Annotated in this window: 17 protein-coding genes and 1 riboswitch; of the genes, 11 read left to right on the forward strand and 6 right to left on the reverse strand. The window is 76.9% G+C overall.

The features are described from left to right. Positions 1–12: 12 nt before the first annotated feature. Complete coding sequence (locus HK417_RS15930; RefSeq protein ID WP_222268194.1) at positions 13–627, reverse strand: TenA family protein; 615 nt, start codon at positions 625–627, stop codon at positions 13–15. Then, entirely contained in the window at positions 624–1,220 is a 597-nt protein-coding gene (locus HK417_RS15935; protein ID WP_222268196.1) for a TenA family transcriptional regulator, read from the reverse strand. Before HK417_RS15935 ends, HK417_RS15930 begins: the two co-directional genes overlap by 4 nt. 45 nt (positions 1,221–1,265) lie before the next feature. After that, positions 1,266–1,377, forward strand: a riboswitch (TPP riboswitch). On the opposite strand from HK417_RS15935, the gene HK417_RS15940 reads away from it, so the two are divergent. From HK417_RS15940 to HK417_RS15970, 7 genes are all read left to right on the forward strand, one after another. Beyond that, entirely contained in the window at positions 1,368–2,714 is a 1,347-nt protein-coding gene (locus HK417_RS15940) for a purine-cytosine permease family protein (protein ID WP_222268198.1), read from the forward strand. Its footprint overlaps the riboswitch before it by 10 nt. Continuing rightward, on the forward strand, positions 2,711–3,337 hold the full coding sequence (gene thiE, locus HK417_RS15945) for a thiamine phosphate synthase (RefSeq protein ID WP_222268200.1): 627 nt from the start codon (positions 2,711–2,713) through the stop codon (positions 3,335–3,337). Before HK417_RS15940 ends, thiE begins: the two co-directional genes overlap by 4 nt. Further along, a complete protein-coding gene (gene thiO, locus HK417_RS15950) occupies positions 3,334–4,464 on the forward strand; it encodes a glycine oxidase ThiO (protein ID WP_308123627.1) in 1,131 nt (376 codons plus the stop codon). Before thiE ends, thiO begins: the two co-directional genes overlap by 4 nt. Further along, positions 4,461–4,667: a sulfur carrier protein ThiS gene (thiS, locus tag HK417_RS15955; RefSeq protein WP_222268202.1), complete on the forward strand. Its 207-nt coding sequence runs from the start codon at positions 4,461–4,463 to the stop codon at positions 4,665–4,667. Before thiO ends, thiS begins: the two co-directional genes overlap by 4 nt. A 3-nt stretch (positions 4,668–4,670) precedes the next feature. After that, positions 4,671–5,513, forward strand: coding sequence for a thiazole synthase (locus HK417_RS15960; RefSeq protein ID WP_222268204.1), 843 nt, complete (start codon positions 4,671–4,673; stop codon positions 5,511–5,513). Then, on the forward strand, positions 5,510–6,100 hold the full coding sequence (locus HK417_RS15965) for a thiamine phosphate synthase (RefSeq protein WP_222268205.1): 591 nt from the start codon (positions 5,510–5,512) through the stop codon (positions 6,098–6,100). Before HK417_RS15960 ends, HK417_RS15965 begins: the two co-directional genes overlap by 4 nt. A gap of 142 nt (positions 6,101–6,242) precedes the next feature. Then, positions 6,243–6,680 (forward strand): ATP-binding protein, encoded by a 438-nt coding sequence (locus HK417_RS15970; protein WP_222268206.1) that lies wholly within the window; start codon positions 6,243–6,245, stop codon positions 6,678–6,680. A 9-nt stretch (positions 6,681–6,689) separates the two neighbouring features. Here the strand turns inward: HK417_RS15970 and HK417_RS15975 are convergent, their stop codons facing one another. Beyond that, a complete protein-coding gene (locus HK417_RS15975; RefSeq protein ID WP_261326927.1) occupies positions 6,690–9,296 on the reverse strand; it encodes a SpoIIE family protein phosphatase in 2,607 nt (868 codons plus the stop codon). Between the two features lie 64 nt (positions 9,297–9,360). Here HK417_RS15975 and HK417_RS15980 point away from each other — a divergent pair, with 64 nt between their 5' ends. After that, a complete protein-coding gene (locus HK417_RS15980; protein ID WP_222268207.1) occupies positions 9,361–10,464 on the forward strand; it encodes a hypothetical protein in 1,104 nt (367 codons plus the stop codon). A gap of 48 nt (positions 10,465–10,512) precedes the next feature. Here the strand turns inward: HK417_RS15980 and HK417_RS15985 are convergent, their stop codons facing one another. Beyond that, positions 10,513–12,333 carry a gamma-glutamyltransferase family protein gene (locus HK417_RS15985; RefSeq protein ID WP_222268209.1) on the reverse strand — a complete coding sequence of 607 codons (1,821 nt, stop codon included), beginning with the start codon at positions 12,331–12,333 and terminating at the stop codon, positions 10,513–10,515. 1,102 nt (positions 12,334–13,435) lie between these two features. Between HK417_RS15985 and HK417_RS15990 the strand changes: the two genes are divergently transcribed. Continuing rightward, positions 13,436–13,621 carry a hypothetical protein gene (locus tag HK417_RS15990; protein WP_222268211.1) on the forward strand — a complete coding sequence of 62 codons (186 nt, stop codon included), beginning with the start codon at positions 13,436–13,438 and terminating at the stop codon, positions 13,619–13,621. Positions 13,622–13,733: 112 nt separating this feature from the next. Continuing rightward, a complete protein-coding gene (locus HK417_RS15995; RefSeq protein WP_222268212.1) occupies positions 13,734–14,222 on the forward strand; it encodes an ATP-binding protein in 489 nt (162 codons plus the stop codon). Between the two features lie 20 nt (positions 14,223–14,242). Here the strand turns inward: HK417_RS15995 and HK417_RS16000 are convergent, their stop codons facing one another. Then, positions 14,243–14,644 (reverse strand): ATP-binding protein, encoded by a 402-nt coding sequence (locus HK417_RS16000; RefSeq protein ID WP_222268284.1) that lies wholly within the window; start codon positions 14,642–14,644, stop codon positions 14,243–14,245. A 102-nt stretch (positions 14,645–14,746) separates the two neighbouring features. Between HK417_RS16000 and HK417_RS16005 the strand changes: the two genes are divergently transcribed. Then, a complete protein-coding gene (locus HK417_RS16005) occupies positions 14,747–15,094 on the forward strand; it encodes a PRC-barrel domain-containing protein (RefSeq protein ID WP_222268214.1) in 348 nt (115 codons plus the stop codon). On the opposite strand, the gene HK417_RS16010 is transcribed toward HK417_RS16005, so the two are convergent. Then, positions 15,091–15,876, reverse strand: a complete 786-nt coding sequence (locus HK417_RS16010) for an NYN domain-containing protein (protein WP_308123628.1) — start codon at positions 15,874–15,876, stop codon at positions 15,091–15,093. The genes HK417_RS16005 and HK417_RS16010 overlap by 4 nt on opposite strands. Between the last annotated feature and the right edge of the window lie 69 nt (positions 15,877–15,945).

A 15,945-nucleotide genomic window follows, 5' to 3' on the forward strand; every position in this document is an offset into this window, starting at 1 on the left:
GATCGACGTCTCTCAGGCCCCGCGCCACGCGGCGTCGAAGAAGCCGACCTCCAGCTGCATCGCCCGCCGGTAGGCCCGCCGCAGCGCCGGGGAGTCCGGGGCGGTGTCGAGCAGCGCCTCGAGCGTGCGGGCGAGCTCCTCGAACCCGGGGTCGGCGTAGGTGTCGACCCACTCCGTGTAGTCGCCGCGAGCCTGCCCGGCGAGCGCCTGCCCGAGGTGCGCGTACAGCCGCATGCAGGGCGTCATCGCGGCGCAGGCCAGCTCCGGGCCCCCGAGCGCGGCGGTGGCCAGCAGGAAGTCGGTGTAGGCCGACGTCGCGGGCAGCGGCTCCACCCCGACCAGGTCGATCCCCCACCGCCCGGCGTACGCCGCGTGCAGCCGCAGCTCCTCGCGCACCCCGGCCAGCAGGTCGGCGAACGCGTCGAGGGTGGCCCGGTCCCGGCTGTGGACGACGCCTAGCGCGTACCCGCGGGCGAACGCCTCCAGGAAGAAGGCGTCCTGGGCCACGTAGCCGGCGAACCGCTCGCGCGGCAGCGAGCCGTCGGCAATGCCCTGCACGAACGGATGGGCCAGCGCGGCCGCGGCCAGGTCGCCGTTCGCCGTCCACAGCTCCCCGGACAGGCTCATGCCGCCGCCAGCGCCATGTCCCAGAACGCGACCTCGGCGGCGACGACCTCGTCGAACACCGCCTCCGGGTCGGCGGCGGGCAGCGCGTCGGCCGCGGCCGCCAGCCCGGCCACGTACCCCGCGAAGCCCGGGACGGTCCAGTGCTCGACGAACTCCCGGTAGGCCGGCGCGCCGGGCAGCGCGCCGGACCAGGCGTCCAGGTAGGTGCGCTCGATCGTCCACAGCGCGGTCAGCGCGGTCGGGACGTCGGCCTCCTCGAGCCGTTCCAGCAGCGCGGCGTAGGCGCGGGTGGCCGGCCGCGCCGGGGCGGTCAGGTCCAGCCCGCGGCCGGCGGCCAGCTCCTCGAACCAGGCCAGCTCCTCGACCAGCGCGACCGCCCCGCCGGCGAGCACGGCCTGCGCCGGCCGCGGCGCCCGGGCGAGCAGCCTGGCCTGGAACCGCAGCAGGTCGGCGACGAACCGGGCGTCCTGCACCAGCCAGGTGTCGAACGCCGCCGTCGGCACGCCGCCGTCGCGCACACCGCGCAGGAACGGGTGGTCGGTGGCGTCGCGCCAGGCGTCGGGACGGCAGGCGGGGAGATCGGCGACCGGCACGCCGCTGGACTCTACGAGGTCGCTAAGGTGACCCCCGTCATGGCCGGTGCCATGTGCGGGAGCTCGGGCAGACCGGGCTGAGAGGGCGGCTGAGGCGCCGCCGACCGCTGGAACCTGACCGGGTAATGCCGGCGTAGGGAGCGTCTCGTGAGCACGTCCACCCGTTCGTCCGCCCGTCCGTCCGCTGCCCGGGGGGACGCCCCGCTCACCCTGGCCGAACGCCCGCCGCGCACCCTGGGCCTGCGCGACTCACTCGGCCTGTGGGGCAACCTCGGCATCAGCCTGCTGCTGCCGGTCGCCGCCGTCTTCGTCGTCCTTCCCGACGGCTCGCTGGGCACGTCCCTCACCGCGATCGTCGTCGGGGCGCTCATCGGCGGAACCCTGCTGGGACTGGCCGCGGCGGCCGGCGCCCGCGAGCAGGTGCCCGCCATGGTGCTGCTGCGCGGGCTGCTCGGCCGGCGCAGCTCCTACCTGCCGACCGCGCTGAACCTGGTCCAGTGCGTCGGCTGGGCCACGTTCGAGATCGTGATCATCGCCGAGGCCGCCTCCCGGGTGCTCGACGCGCCCCGGTGGCCGTTCGCGCTCGCCGCCGGCGTGCTGGCCACCGCCATGGCCCTGCGCCCGCTCGGCGTCGTCCGGGTGCTGGCCCGGTACGCCGTCTGGGCGGCGCTGGCCGCGCTGGCCTACCTGTTCGTCCAGGTCCTGGCCGAACCGCTGCCGCCGATCAGCGGCGGCGGGGCGACGTCGTTCTGGACGGCGACCGACATCGTCATCGCGCTGCCGATCTCCTGGCTGCCGCTGGCCGCCGACTACACCCGGCACGCCCGCAGCGCCCGGATCGCGGGCGTCGGGGCGGGCGTCGGCTACGGCCTCGCCACCGTCGTCATGTTCACCCTCGGCGTGCTGGCGCTGGCCGCCTACGGCAGCTCCGGCCTGGACGTCGTCGACGCGCTGCTCGCCGTTCCGCTGGGCGCGCTGGCCGTGCTGGTGCTGGTGGTCGTCGAGCTCGACGAGGCCTTCGCCAACCTGTACTCGACCGCGGTGTCCGCCCAGAACGTCGTGGTCCGGGCCGACCGCCGGCTGCTGGCGCTGGCCGTCGGCACTGCGGCGACCGTGCTGGCGCTGACCTTCGACATCGCCGCCTACGAGCCGTTCCTCTTCCTGATCGGCGCGGTGTTCGTGCCGCTGGCCGGGGTGTTCGTGGTGGCGTACTGGCTGCTGCCGCGCGGCGCCTGGGACACCTCCGACAGCGCGCCCGCCCGGCCGGCGCTGCTGCTCCCGTGGGCGGCCGGCTTCGTCGCCTACCAGCTGACCCTGCCCACCTACCTCACCGGCCCGGGAGCCGGCTGGACCGCCTGGTGGACCGCACGGCAGACCGACCTCGGCATCGACCCGGCCAACGGCTGGTCCGCGTCGCTGGTCAGCCTGGCCGTCGCGGTGCTGCTGACCGCGGCGGTGCTGGCGCCCGCGGCGGCGCGGGGGCGACGCCGGTGAGCCGCCCGCTCGGCCCGCTGCACGTGCTCACCGACGCGCGCGGCGGGCCGACCGCGCTCGCCGCCGTCCAGGCCGCGGTCGCCGCCGGGGCGCCGGTGGTGCAGGTCCGCGCCAAGGGCAGCACCGACCGGCAGCTGTACGCGTTCGCCCGGGCGGTGGTCGAGGTCTGCGCCCCCGCCGGGGCCACCTGCCTGGTCAACGACCGGGTCGACGTCGCGCTGGCGGCCGGCGCCGACGGCACCCACCTGGGCGCCGACGACCTGCCGCTGGCCGCGGCCCGCCGGGTGGCCGGCCCCGGCCACCTGCTCGGCGGCACCGCGCGCGACCCCGAGCGGGCGCGGCTGCTCGTCGCGGAGGGCGCCGACTACCTCGGGGTCGGCCCGGCGTGGCCGACCACCACGAAGACCGGGCTCCCCGACGCGCTCGGCCCGGCCGGGGTGCGCGCGGTGGCGACGGCGGTCGACGTGCCGGTCATCGCGATCGGCGGGGTGACCGCCGCCCGGGTCGCCGACCTGCTGGCCGCCGGCGCCGCCGGGGTGGCCGTGGTCGGCGCGGTGTCCGCGGCGCCCGACCCCGGCGCGGCCACCCGGGAGCTGCTGCGCGCCCTGAGGGCCGCCGGGTGACCGGCGGCCGGGTGTCCGGCGACGTCGCCGTCGCCGGTGGCGGGCTGGTCGGTCTGGCGGTGGCCTGGCGGGCGGCCCAGCGCGGCCTCGCGGTGACCGTCGTGGACGACGCGCCGGGCAGCGGGGCGTCCGCGGCCGCCGCCGGGATGCTCGCGCCGGTCACCGAGGCGTCCTACGGCGAGGAGGCGCTGCTGCGGCTGTGCGCCGCCTCGCTGCGGCGGTACCCGGCCTTCGCCGCGGAGCTGGAGCAGGCGACCGGGCTGCCCGTCGGCCTGCGCACCGCCGGCACCCTCGTCGTCGGGTTCGACGAGGACGACGTCCGCCAGCTGGACGCCCTGCACGGCTTCCAGCGGGAACTGGGGCTGGCCGCCGAGCGGCTGACCCCGCGGGCCGCCCGCCGCCGCGAGCCCTCGCTGACCCCGCGGGTCCGCGGAGGCCTCGCGGTGGACGGCGACCACTCCGTCGACGCCCGGGGGCTGCACCGCGCGCTGCTGGCCGCCGCCACCGCGGCCGGGGTCCGGGTGGTGCGGCAGCGGGTGGCCGGGCTGCTGGTCGACGGCGGCCGGGCAGCGGGCCTGCGGCTGGACGACGGCGCGCGGGTTCGCGCGGGCAGCGTCGTCCTGGCCCTGGGCGCCCGAAGCGCGACGCTGCCCGGCGTCCCGCCGCTGCCGGTGCGCCCGGTGAAGGGCCAGATCCTGCGCATGGCCGGCGCGACGGGGCTGCTCGAGGGCACCGTGCGGGCGCTGGTCCGCGGCCGGCACGTCTACCTGGTGCCCTACGGCGGCGACCGGCTCATCGTCGGGGCGACCGTCGAGGACCGCGGCTTCGACGCGACCGTGACCGCGGGCGGCGTGCACGACCTGCTGCACGACGCCATCGAGGTGGTGCCCGCGATCAGCGAGCTGGAGCTCACCGAGACGCTGGCCCGCTGGCGCCCGGGCACACCGGACAACGCCCCGGTGCTGGGGCCCTCCTCGCTCCCCGGCCTGGTGCTGGCCACCGGCCACCACCGCAACGGCGTGCTGCTCACCCCGGTGACCGGCGACGTGGTCGCCGAGCTGCTCAGCACCGGCGTGCTCCCCGAGCTCGCCGCCCCCTTCACCGTCGAGAGGTTCCCCCACCGATGACCGTTCCCGTCACCGTCAACGGCGCGGCGACCGACCTGGCCGCCGGCGCCACCGTCGCCGACCTGGTCGCCGCGCGCAGCGGCGGGCACGACCGGGTCGCCGTCGCCCGCAACGGCGACGTCGTCCCGCGCAGCAGCTGGCCGTCGACGTCCCTGCAGCCCGGGGACGTCGTCGAGGTGCTCGCCCCGACCGCAGGAGGATGACCGATGGTGAAGGACCCCCTTGCCCCCCACCGCTCGCAAGCTCGCGGCGGGCCCCTGCAAGGGGGCCTGCAGGAGGCCGGCGACCCGCTCACCATCGCCGGGGAGACGTTCCCCTCCCGGCTGCTGCTGGGCACCGGCGGCGTCCCGAGCCTGGAGGTCCTCGACCGCGCGGTGCGCGCGTCGGGCACCGCGCTGGTGACCGTCGCGCTGCGCCGGGTGGAGGCCTCCACCAACGGCGCGATGCTCGAGGTGCTCGACCGCTGCGGCGTGCGGCTGCTGCCCAACACCGCCGGCTGCCGGACCGCCCGGGAGGCCGTGCTGACCGCCCGGCTGGCCCGCGAGGCGTTCGGCACCGACTGGGTGAAGCTGGAGGTCATCGGCGACGAGCACACCCTGCTGCCGGACGCGGTCGAGCTGCTCGACGCCGCCGAGCAGCTGGTCGCCGAGGGGTTCACCGTGCTCGCCTACACGACCGACGACCCGGTGCTCGGCCGGCGGCTGGCCGACACCGGCTGCGCCGCGGTGATGCCCCTCGGCTCGCCGATCGGCAGCGGTCTGGGCATCCGCAACCCGCACTCGATCGCGCTGCTGCGGGAGGCGGTCGACGTCCCGGTCGTGCTGGACGCCGGGATCGGCACCGCCTCGGACGCCGCGCTGGCGATGGAGCTCGGCTGCGACGCCGTCCTGCTGGCCTCGGCGGTCACCCGGGCCCGCGATCCGGAGCGGATGGCGCTGGCCATGCGCCAGGCGGTCGAGGCCGGGCGGCTGGCCCGCACCGCCGGGCGGATCCCGCGCCGGTGGCACGCGGAGGCCTCCACCCCGATGGCCGGCCTGCCCGAGCTGTGAGCGCGCTGCCCCGGCTGCTCGTGCTCACCGACCGCACCCGCTGCGCCGGGTCCCTGACCGGCACGGTGGCCGCGGCGGTCGCGGGCGGGGCCCGGGCGGTGGTGCTGCGGGAGAAGGACCTGCCCGCCGCCGAGCGCGCGCGGCTGGCCGCAGAGCTGCGGGAGGTGCTCGAGCCGGTCGGCGGGGTGCTGGTCGTCGCCGGCGCCGATCCGGCCGGGACGGCGGACGCCGTCCACCTGGCGGCGCGCGACCCGTTCCCCTCGCCCCGCCCGGCGCTGGTCGGCCGGTCCTGCCACGACCGGGCGGAGGTGGCGCAGGCCGCCGCGGAGGGCTGCGACTGGGTGTTCGTCTCCCCCGTGTTCCCCACCCCCTCCAAGCCCGGCTACGGCCCGGCGCTCGGCCCCGTCGGTCTGGCCGCGCTGGTCGCGGCGGCCCCGCCGGCGTACGCGCTGGGCGGGGTCCGGCCCGAGGACGTCGGCGCGTGCCTGGCCGCGGGCGCCGCCGGCATCGCGGTCATGGGCGCCGTCATGGCCGACCCGGCGTCGGTGCGCGACCACCTCGCCGCGCTCGACGCCGGCCCGGGCTGACCCTCCCTGCCGCAGGCCCGGTCCGGGACCTGCGGCAGGATGAGGTGGGACTCACATCCCGGGGGAGGTTTGACGGCGACCCACCGAGCCAAGACAGGGGGTCGCCGTTGGGTCGACTTCGGCACGAGCGCGAGGAGAACGTGTGGCAGGCGAGCCGGCCGGATCCTCGTGGCCCTCGTCCCCGCCGCCACCTGCCGGCGACGGCTGGAACTGGGAGTTGAGCTCCGTCGCCGAGCTCCCCCGGGTCCGCCAGGACCTCCGTCGGGGCCTGGCCGCTGCTGCCAGCGGGCACACCGCCGCCGAGCTCGACGAGGCCGTCGTCCTCGCCTTCGACGAGATGGCCTCCAACGCGCTGCGCCACGGCGGCGGCCAGGTGCACGCGCAGGTGCGGCCCACCCCCGAGGCCTGGCTGATCGAGGTCCGGGACGCGGCCGCGTCCCGGCCGCCGCAGCCCGCGGTGGGCCGCGACCCCAGCCAGGGCGGCCTCGGGCTCTACCTGATCGCCGAGATGGCGCAGGACCACGGCTGGCACGTCTCCGACGGCCAGAAGGCCGTCTGGGCGCTCCTGCCGCGGAGCTGAACCCGCGGCCTACGGCCGCGGCGGCACGTCCTGCGGCCCGGCCTCCGGAGGACGCGGACGGTCCTCGGGGTGCAGCCGGACGGCCACCAGCGCGACGTCGTCCTCCGACCCGCCGGGCCGCATCCGCGCCAGCAGCTGGTCGCACAGCTCGGCCAGCGGCAGCTCCCCCAGCTCCCCGACCAGGTCCCGCAGGCGCGCCACCCCGTCGTCGAGCAGCAGGCCCGGCCCCTCCACGAGCCCGTCGGTGTAGAGCAGCACGGTCGCCCCGCGCCGCAGCGACGCCACCTGCTCCTTGCGGGGGGCGGTGGGGTGCACGCCGAGCATCAGGTCGGCCCGCTCGTTGGCCAGCACCTCGACCCGGCCGTCCAGGTCGAGCACCATCAGCGGCGGGTGCCCGGCGCTGGACCACCGCAGCCGGGTCTCCCCGCGCCCCCGCTCCTCCGGGGTCTGCTCGAACCGGGCCACCGCCGCGGTGGCCAGCGTGTGCACCTGCAGGCCCGCGATCGCCCGGTCCAGGTCGGCGAGGACGTCCGCCGGCCCGCCGCCGGTGCTGTAGGCGATCCCGCGGAGCAGGCTGCGCAGCTGACCCATCGCGGCCGCCGCGACGGTGTCGTGGCCGACCACGTCGCCGATCGCGACCACCGTCGCGCCGCTGGGCTGCAGGAAGGCGTCGTACCAGTCGCCGCCCACCTGGGCGGCGCGGCCGGCCGGGACGTAGCGGACGGCGATCTCGGCGTGGTCCGGCTCGGGCGGGGCGGTCAGCATGCTGCGCTGCAGGTCCTCCGCCATCCGGCGTTCCTGCTCGTGCAGCGCCGCGCCGTCCAGGGCCAGTGCCGCCCGGTCGGCGAGCTCGCTCAGCGTCTCCTGGCCCCAGGCGTCCATGGGCTGGCGACCCCGGGCGCGGTACACGCTCATGGCGCCCAGCACGCGGCCGCGGGCGCGCAACGCCAGGGTCACCGCCGTCCCGGGGTCCAGCTGCCAGTAGACGTCGCGCACCTCCCCCGCCGGCAGGCCGTGGCCGACGGCGGCGGCGACGTCGGGCACCACCTGGATGCCACTGGAGGAGATGGCCTGCACGAGCGGGGCGGTGTTGTCGAGGGCCGCCAGACGCAGCTCGGCGTACCGCGCCACCGTGGGCCGCAGCTCCGGCTCGTGGTGCCAGCTGGCGACGTCGTGCAGCCGGCCGTCCTCCTCGACGAGGCTGGCGATCACCCAGTCCCCCAGTTCGGGGACGACGGCGCGGGCCAGCTCCTGTACCGCCGCCCGGGCTCCGCGGCGCTCGACGAGCGCGGCTGAGAGGACGTCGGAGACCCGGGTGGTCAGTGACAGCCGCTGCTCCCGCCGGCGCGCGACCTCCTCGGCCCGGCGGCGCTGGGAGACGTCGAGGAAGTAGACCGACAGCCCGTCCGGGTCCGGCCACGCCCGCACCTCGTACCAGCTGTCCAGCGGCGGGGGGTAGTAGGCCTGGAACGTCGTCATCCGCCCCGACTCCACGGCGCCCCGGTAGTGCACCTCGAAGTCGTTGCCGACGGCGGCCGGGAAGAGCTCCCAGATGTCGCCGCCGATCAGCTCCTCGCGCGGCCGGCCCAGCAGCCGCTCGGCCTCGCCGTTGACGTAGGTGAAGGTCCAGTCCCGGCCCAGGGAGAAGAACGCCGCGGACATCGACTCCAGCACCCGGGCCACCCGGGCGTCGGCCTGCCGCTCCACCGTGGTGTCGTGCGCGGCGCCCACCAGCCGGACGGCGACCCCGCGCTCGTCCGCGAGCGCCCGGCCGCGCCCGCGGATCCAGCGCGTCGCCCCGGAGGGGAGCACGGCGCGGAACTCGGCGTCGTACAACCCGCAGGTGTCGACCGCGGTCTGCAGCGCGGACCGGACCCGGTCGACGTCGTCCGGGTGGGTACGCGCGAGGAACTCGTCGATCGAGCCGGTGAACGACGCGCGGTCGTGGCCGAACATCGCCATCAGCCGGTCGTCCCAGCTCAGCCGGCCGGTGACCAGGTCCCAGTCGAAGCTGCCGATGCCGGCCGCGTCGATGGCCAGGTCCCAGCGGAGCCGGCCGGCCTCCAGCTCGGCGGTGACCGCGGTCAGCTCCAGCTCGGTCACGACCGGGCCGGCCAGCCGCTCGAGCAGGACGACGTCGGCATCGGACCACTCGTGCGGCTCGGGCCCGAACGCGGCCAGCACACCGACGACGTCCCCGCCGGCGGCGTCGAACAGCGGCACACCCAGGTAGGCGGCGACCTCGCCGGCGCGGAGCGCGGCCAGGCCGGACACCCGCGGATCGGTGCGGACGTCGCGGTAGGCCTGGGGGGCACGCGCCACCACCACCGTGCCGGCCAGCGTCTCGGCCAGCGGCCGCTGCTCGCCCACCCGCCACGCCGGGCGACCGGAGGCGCCGGCGATCGTCTGCACCTCGGCGGTCAGCGCCACACCGGCCGACGGCATGTGCAGCAGCGTGGCGGCCAGGTCGGTGAGCCGCTGCAGGCCAGGGCTGCCCACCGCCGGGCCGGGGCGACGGCCGGCGGCCACCCGGGAGGGGTCGTGCAGCGGCATCGTCGCGGTCCCCTCCGCCGGCGCGGGGGCCGGCTGCCACTCCGCGTGCTGTGCTCCGATCATGCCTGGTGGCGCGGATCCCGCCGACGTCCCCTCCGGGCCCCGGGGCCGGAGGGAGGATGTGCCGATGGAGGCCCTCGACCGACTCCGCAGCCGGGCCGGGCCGCTGCAGCGGACGTGGGCCCGGCATCCCCGGCTCGGCCTGGCGGGGAAGGCGGCCGTGGCGGCCGCCCTCGCCTGGGCCGTGGCCCGGGCGGTACCCGGCCCGGCCGGCCAGTACCCCTACTACGCCCCGCTCGGGGCGCTGCTGGCGACGACCACCACGCTGGCCGGCTCGGCCCGGGAGGCGGCGCAGACCGTCGCCGCCATCGTGGCCGGCGCCGGGATCGCGCTGGCCGTGGACGCCCTGGCGCCGTCCCACCTGGTGGGCATCGCCGTCGTCGTGGCGGCCGGCGTGCTGCTGGCCGGCTGGCAACGGCTCGGCAGTGCCCGCAGCTGGGTGCCGACCACGGCGCTGTTCGTGCTGATCCTCGGCGACCGCGACCCGGTGGGCTACCTGCTCGGCTACGCCGGGCTCACCGCGCTGGGCGCACTGGTCGGGGTGGCGGTGACCGCGGCGTTCCCCCCGCTGCCGCTGACCTCGGCGCAGGTGCGGCTGGCCCGGCTGCGGGACGCCCTCGCCGCGCAGCTGGACGACCTCGCCGACGGCCTGCAGCAGGCGCCCCCGCCGACCGAGGACGAGTGGCGGCGCCGGACGCACGTCATCGACCCGCTGCTGGGCCAGATGCGGTCGGCGGTGCAGGAGACCGCCGAGGCCCGCCGGGGCAACCGCCGCGCCCGGCGGTACCAGCAGGACGCCGACCGGCAGTACGCCCAGGCGCGGGCGCTGGAGCGCCTGGCTTTGCTGATCGAGGACCTGACCGGGCTGATCTCGGAGACCGAGGTCGCCACGGCTGCCCGGGTGGCGCGGGGACCGGAGCTGCGCCCGCCCGCCGCCACCGCCCTGGCCGCGCTCGCCGCGGTGCTGCGCTCGGTGGAGGGTCCGACCGCCGGTCCCGACGTGACGCGCCAGGCCTACGCGGCCCTGCACGTGCTGGCCGACGCGCTGCGCACGGCCCGGGCCAGGAACGCGGACGACCTGTTCGTCGCCAGCAGCATCGTGGTAGGGATCCGGCGGGCCCTGGCCGCCGTCGTCCCGCAGGAGCTGGCCGAGGAGGAGGCGCCCGGCTGACCCCACCCCCGGGGGGAGAAGTGGCCACTTCTGCCCCAGGGGCGGCGCTCAGCGACCGACGGCGTAGCCCTGCATGCCCCGCGGGTTGGCGGCGGCCCGCAGCACTCCGGTCTCCGGGTCGACGGACACCGCCGACAGCCGGCCCAGCGACCACGCATCGGCGACGACCACCGTGTGCCCGCGCCGGCGCAGCTCGCCGATGACGCCGTCGCCGACGCGCGACTCCACGACCACCTCGCCCGGGGTCGTGTCCCGCGGGAAGAACGACGACGGGAAGCTCGTCGTGTGCCAGGCCGGCGCGTCGATCGCCGCCTGCAGGTCCAGGCCGCCGAGCGTGTGGGCGAGCCAGAAGCACAGCTGCCACTGGTCCTGCTGGTCACCGCCCGGGGTGCCGAAGGCCAGGGTGGGGACGCCGCCGCGCAGGGCCAGCGACGGGGAGAGCGTGGTCCGCGGGCGCTTGCCCGGCACCAGGGAGTTGGGGAGCCCGGGCTCCAGCCAGAACATCTGCGCACGCGTGCCGAGCGGGAATCCCAGGGCGGGGACGACCGGGGAGCTCTGCAGCCAGCCGCCGGACGGGGTGGCCGAGACGATGTTGCCCCAGCGGTCGACGACGTCCACGTGGCAGGTGTCCCCGCGGGTGGTGCCGCGTGTGTCCACGGTGGGCTCGCCGACGCCGGCGATCGTCGCGCCGGAGGGGCGTTCCCGCCCGGAGGTGTCGGTGACGAAGGCGGGCAAGCGCGGCGGGCGCCCACCGGGGGAGCCGGGCCGCAGCACGGTGCTGGCCCGGTCGCCGATGAGCGCCCGCCGTTCGCTGGTGTAGGCGGCCGACAGCAGGTCGTCCACCGGCACGCTCGCGTCGTCCCCGTACCAGGCCTCCCGGTCGGCCATCGCCAGCTTCACCGCCTCGACGCCGGCGTGGACCAACTCGGCGTCGGGAGCAGCGGAGGCGGACCGACCGCGGGAGCCTGCCGGCAGGACGCCGTCCACCATCGCCAGCGCCTGGAGCAACGCCGGGCCCTGGGACCACGGCCCGGCCTTCGCGAGCGTCCACCCGCGCCAGTCCAGAGTGACCGGCGGCTCGTACGTCGGGCGCCAGCCGGCCAGGTCCTCACCCGTCAGGAAGCCGCGGTGCGGACGACCGGAGTCGTCCATGAGCGGATGACGGGAGAACTCGTCGATCGCCTCGGCGACGAACCCCGTGTACCAGGCCGCGAGTGCCGCGTCGATCTGCGCCTCTCGGGAGGGACCGCGCGCTGCGTCGAGCAGTCGGCGGTAGGTCGAGGCGAGGACCGGGTTGCGGAACAGGCGGCCGGCTGCGGGGGGAGCTCCGTCGGCGGCGAGCCAGGTGGCGGCCGAGGTCGGCCAGTACGTGTGGAGATGCTCGGAGACCGAGGCGACGGTCGCGGCGACCCGCGGGAGGAGCGGGTGGCCGTGCTCGGCGTACTCGATGGCGAAGCGGAGGACGGCGTCCAGCGGCATGGTGCCGTGGTCGCGCAGGAGCGTCAGCCAGGCGCCGAAGGCGCCGGGCACGGTGGCGGCCAGCAGACCCGTCCCGGGGATGAGCCGGAGCCCGAGGTCGGCGAACGCCTGGGTCGTCGCACCGGCCGGGGCCACGCCCTGACCGGAGAGGACGACGGGGACCCCCGCACCGGTGGCTGCCCGCGGGCTTCGGGCGAAGAGGACCGGGACCTCGCCGCCCGGACCGTTGAGGTGCGGCTCGACGACCTGCAGGGTGAACCCTGCAGCGACCGCAGCATCGAACGCGTTGCCACCGGCCTCGAGGGTCGCCATGCCCGCTGCGCTGGCGAGCCAGTGCGTCGAGGCGACCATCCCGAAGGTGCCGGCGAGCTCCGGCCGCGTGGTGAACACGTAGCCAGACTAAGGAGCCGTGGCCGGGTCGCGCTGGGTCGAGCGGAGCCGCGCGGCGGCGCGGTGGTCGTCGGCGTGCTCGGCGACTCACGCATCGGCACCGGCGGGTCGCCCTCGGGTGCCCGGTGCCGCAGCACCGGCGAGGACTGCACCGGAAGGGTCAGCCGGTGGACCGTCGGGGGCACCGGCCGGTTCCAGGCGAGCCGGGTGCCGTGCTCGCCGCTGCCCCAGCGGGCCGCGCGGTGCGCCACCGCGCGCAGCGGGTCGAGCACGCGGCCGGCCAGCCGGGCGGCGGGGGAGGTGCGCCGCCAGGGCGCGGGGGAGGCGAGCAGGTCCACCGTCAGGTCCGTGGCGGACGCCAGGGCCGCCTCCAGCGCCTGGTCCACCCGGGTCGGGGCCGGGCAGGGCGGGACCGCCCGCGATGCCGCGGGGCGCCGGGCCGGGGCCGGACGTGGCGCGGCGGACGGGCCGCCGCCCAGGCTGTGCACGGTCCGGGGCGTGCCGCCCCAGGCCAGCCACTCGCCGTCGGTGCCGGCGCCCCAGTTGCCGGAGCGCCGGAGCAGACCCCGGAGCCCGCCCGGGTGCTCATCGGGCGCCGGTCGCGCTGACACGTGGCCACCGCCCGCGGAGGGCCGGCCACCGGCGGGGCGGCGCGGCGTCGGCCGCACGCTCGCCGGTGCCGCCGGGACCCGGGCGGTCCCGTGCCGGAGGGCAGGAGCGACCGTGGCGACCGATCGTGCGTCGTCCATCGCTTGCCTCCTCAGGTAGTGCCGCAGTCGGGGAAGGGACCGCGGACAAGGAAGAATCTAGGGACGACGGCGCCCGCGGACCCGCTTCCGGAGCCCCTCCGCCCGGCCGCGTGACCGAACCGTTGCCCTGACCCCCCGTGAGGGACGGTGACCGCACTCCCGGCCGGTCACTTGTCGACTCGGTCGGGGCAAAAGCCCAGTTCAGTCCGGCGATGACCGGTCGGTCACCCGGGTGGACGGGGCGACGCGCCGGCGTGTCGCACGGGTCTGGTGGGATGAACGGTGACCGACCGTGCTGCGTCCCCCGCGACGGGGGATGCCCTCGACGGTCCCGTTCCGGAACGGGACCGGCGGTGCCGACGATCCCGGTGCACGCCGGCGTCACCGCCCTGGTGTGGGTCAGCCAGCACCCGGAGTCAGCGGACAAGCACGTCCGAGTGATCGCCACGAGCCGGATCGTCACCGGCCCACTGGAGTTCACCGGGCTGCTGCAGCACCTCGACGTCCACGGGATGCCCGGCTCCGAACCGATCTGCTGAGCGCGCGCCGGCCCGGTCCCCCGGGACCGGCGACCGGACCCCGTGGTGCGCGCCCCGAGGGCGTCGGCCACCATGGTCTCCGGCGGAGCATCCGGCCGGGGGGAGGGCGAACATGAGCGGACTGGTCTGGCCGTCGGCTCCCGTCCCCTCCGAGAACGGCGACGTGTGGCGCTGGGAGCTGCCCACCGTGCACGACGCGAGCCGGGTGCGGATGGACCTGCGGGCGCGGCTCGCCCACCCCTCACTGGCGGCCCGCTCGACCGAGGACGCCCGGGAGGGCCTGCTCCTGGTCTTCGAGGAGCTGGCGTCCAACGCGCTGCGCCACGGCGGCGGCGCGGTGGAGGCGATGATCACCGCGATCCCCAGCGGCTGGGTCGTCGTGCTGACCGACGGCTCGCCCGACGCGCCCCCGCGGCCGGAGATCGACCGCGACCCCGCCTTCGGCGGGATGGGCCTGCCGATGGTGGCGCAGCTGTCGGTCGACTTCGGCTGGTGCAGCGACCCCGGCCGCAAGCGGGTGTGGGCCCGGCTGCCCTCCGGCCTCGGAGCCACGGCGGTGCCGCACCCGCGCAGCTCCGAGGGCCCGGCCGGCACCTCCTGACGACAGCGCCGGGTGCGGTCTCAGTCCCGGACGACCAGCACCTCGGCGAAGCCCTCGGCGGTGCTCGGCGGCGTCAGCCGCGCCCGCGTGCTGAACACCCCGACCGGGGGCACCCGGGCCCGGCCGGTGCGCGCGTCGTTGCGGGCCAGGCACGTCCCGAGCGGGACGTCGAGGTGCACCGCCCGCGCGGGCACGCCCGCGGCCCGGGCCAGCTCCACGAACGGGGCCCGATCGGCCGGCGAGGGGTTGGTGTTGTCGACGACGACGCTCGCCCCCTCGGCCAGCGCCTCGGCCACGACCCGTCGCTGCCGGGCCTCCCGTCGGCGCGCGTTGGGCCACTGGTCCTTGCTGACGACGACGTGCGTGCCCGCCAGGTGCTCGGCCACCCACGTCGACTTGCCCGACCCCTGCAGCCCGACCATCACGACCAGTTCCTGGCGCAGCGGGCCCGGGGACCGGCGGCGGTTGAGCGTCCCCCGGGGAGGGCAGACACGGTCAGCTGTCCACGACCAGAGGAGGTCCGTGTGTTCCCGGCCGAGAACATCCGCGATTGGCGCACGATGAACGTCGTCGACCCGGAGGGATCCAAGATCGGCACCCTGGAGTCGGTCTACGTGGACACCACCACCGACCAGCCCGCCTTCGCCGCCGTCACCACCGGGATCATCGGCCGGCACAAGCTCACGTTCGTTCCGCTCACCGGGGCGACCGTCTCGCCGGACCACGTGCGGGTCACCGTGAGCAAGGACCTCGCGAAGAACGCGCCGTCGATCGACACCGACGGCGAGCTCACCGCCGAGCAGGAGCCCAGCGTCTTCGCGCACTACTCCCTGCCCTACACCCCGGGGGTGCGGCGGCTCGCCCGTCGCTAGGCGCTGCGGCGGGCCGCGAAGAGGTTCGCGGCGTCCCGCAGGCTCTTCGTCGGCCGCAGCCACGCGCCGTCCGCCGGCAGCGCGTCGAGCCGGACCCGGTCCAGCGGGGCGGCGAAGGCGCCCGGCACGTCCTCGATGTCGATGAACTCCAGCAGCTCGGAGCTGATCGCGTACCCGGCGACCTCGCTGAAGGCGACGACGACGACCTCGGTGCCGGCCCGGGCGAGGTCCTCCAGCGGCTCGGCGAAGTTCCGCCCGTCGCCGGAGAAGACGACCAGGCGGCGCAGCCGGTTGTCGTGCGCCCGCATGCTGATGTGGTCGAGCATCGACTGGTCGATGTCGTCGTCCGGCTGCAGCTTGGGCCGGGCGAACACGGCGTACCCGAAGCTGCGCAGCGCCTCCACCCAGCGCTGCAGCGAGGCGACGTGCTGCGGCGGGACGTTGGCGAAGACGCAGGCCTCCACGTCCGGCGGCTCGGGGGCCGTGGGGTCGTTGGCACCGTCGACGAACCACGCGGCGATCGCGTCGAACCGGGGCCGGGAGGCCGCGGTGGGCCGCGTCCCGATCACCGTCGCCAGCGTCATGTCGATGTTCGGCGCGTCCCAGACCAGCAGGTCCAGCGCCGGCCGATCGACGTCGAACCGGCCGTCCGCGGACACGGTCCCCACCTCGTAGCTGTCGGTCACCGGATCAGTGTGCCGGTCCGGGGTCGCCGCCGGGGGCGGCGCACCCGCCGGCGAGGTGGCCCGGCGGCGCCTGCGGACCCGCCCGTCCTCACTCACGAGTCCTCCTCGCTGGCGCTCGTCGGCCGCGTTCGCGGCGCTGCTGCGCCCCTGGGTGAGCTCGCGAGC

The organism is Modestobacter marinus (genome assembly GCF_019799945.1).
In the GTDB taxonomy this organism is placed as follows: domain Bacteria; phylum Actinomycetota; class Actinomycetes; order Mycobacteriales; family Geodermatophilaceae; genus Modestobacter; species Modestobacter marinus_B.

Bases quoted from the DNA above. Each gene is read 5' to 3' on its own strand.
- HK417_RS15930 (WP_222268194.1), bottom strand. From the start codon at position 627: ATGAGCCTGTCCGGGGAGCTGTGGACGGCGAACGGCGACCTGGCCGCG.
- thiS (WP_222268202.1), top strand. From the start codon at position 4,461: ATGACCGTTCCCGTCACCGTCAACGGCGCGGCGACCGACCTGGCCGCC.
- HK417_RS15960 (WP_222268204.1), top strand. From the start codon at position 4,671: ATGGTGAAGGACCCCCTTGCCCCCCACCGCTCGCAAGCTCGCGGCGGG.
- HK417_RS15975 (WP_261326927.1), bottom strand. From the start codon at position 9,296: ATGATCGGAGCACAGCACGCGGAGTGGCAGCCGGCCCCCGCGCCGGCG.
- HK417_RS15980 (WP_222268207.1), top strand. From the start codon at position 9,361: ATGGAGGCCCTCGACCGACTCCGCAGCCGGGCCGGGCCGCTGCAGCGG.
- HK417_RS15995 (WP_222268212.1), top strand. From the start codon at position 13,734: ATGAGCGGACTGGTCTGGCCGTCGGCTCCCGTCCCCTCCGAGAACGGC.
- HK417_RS16000 (WP_222268284.1), bottom strand. From the start codon at position 14,644: ATGGTCGGGCTGCAGGGGTCGGGCAAGTCGACGTGGGTGGCCGAGCAC.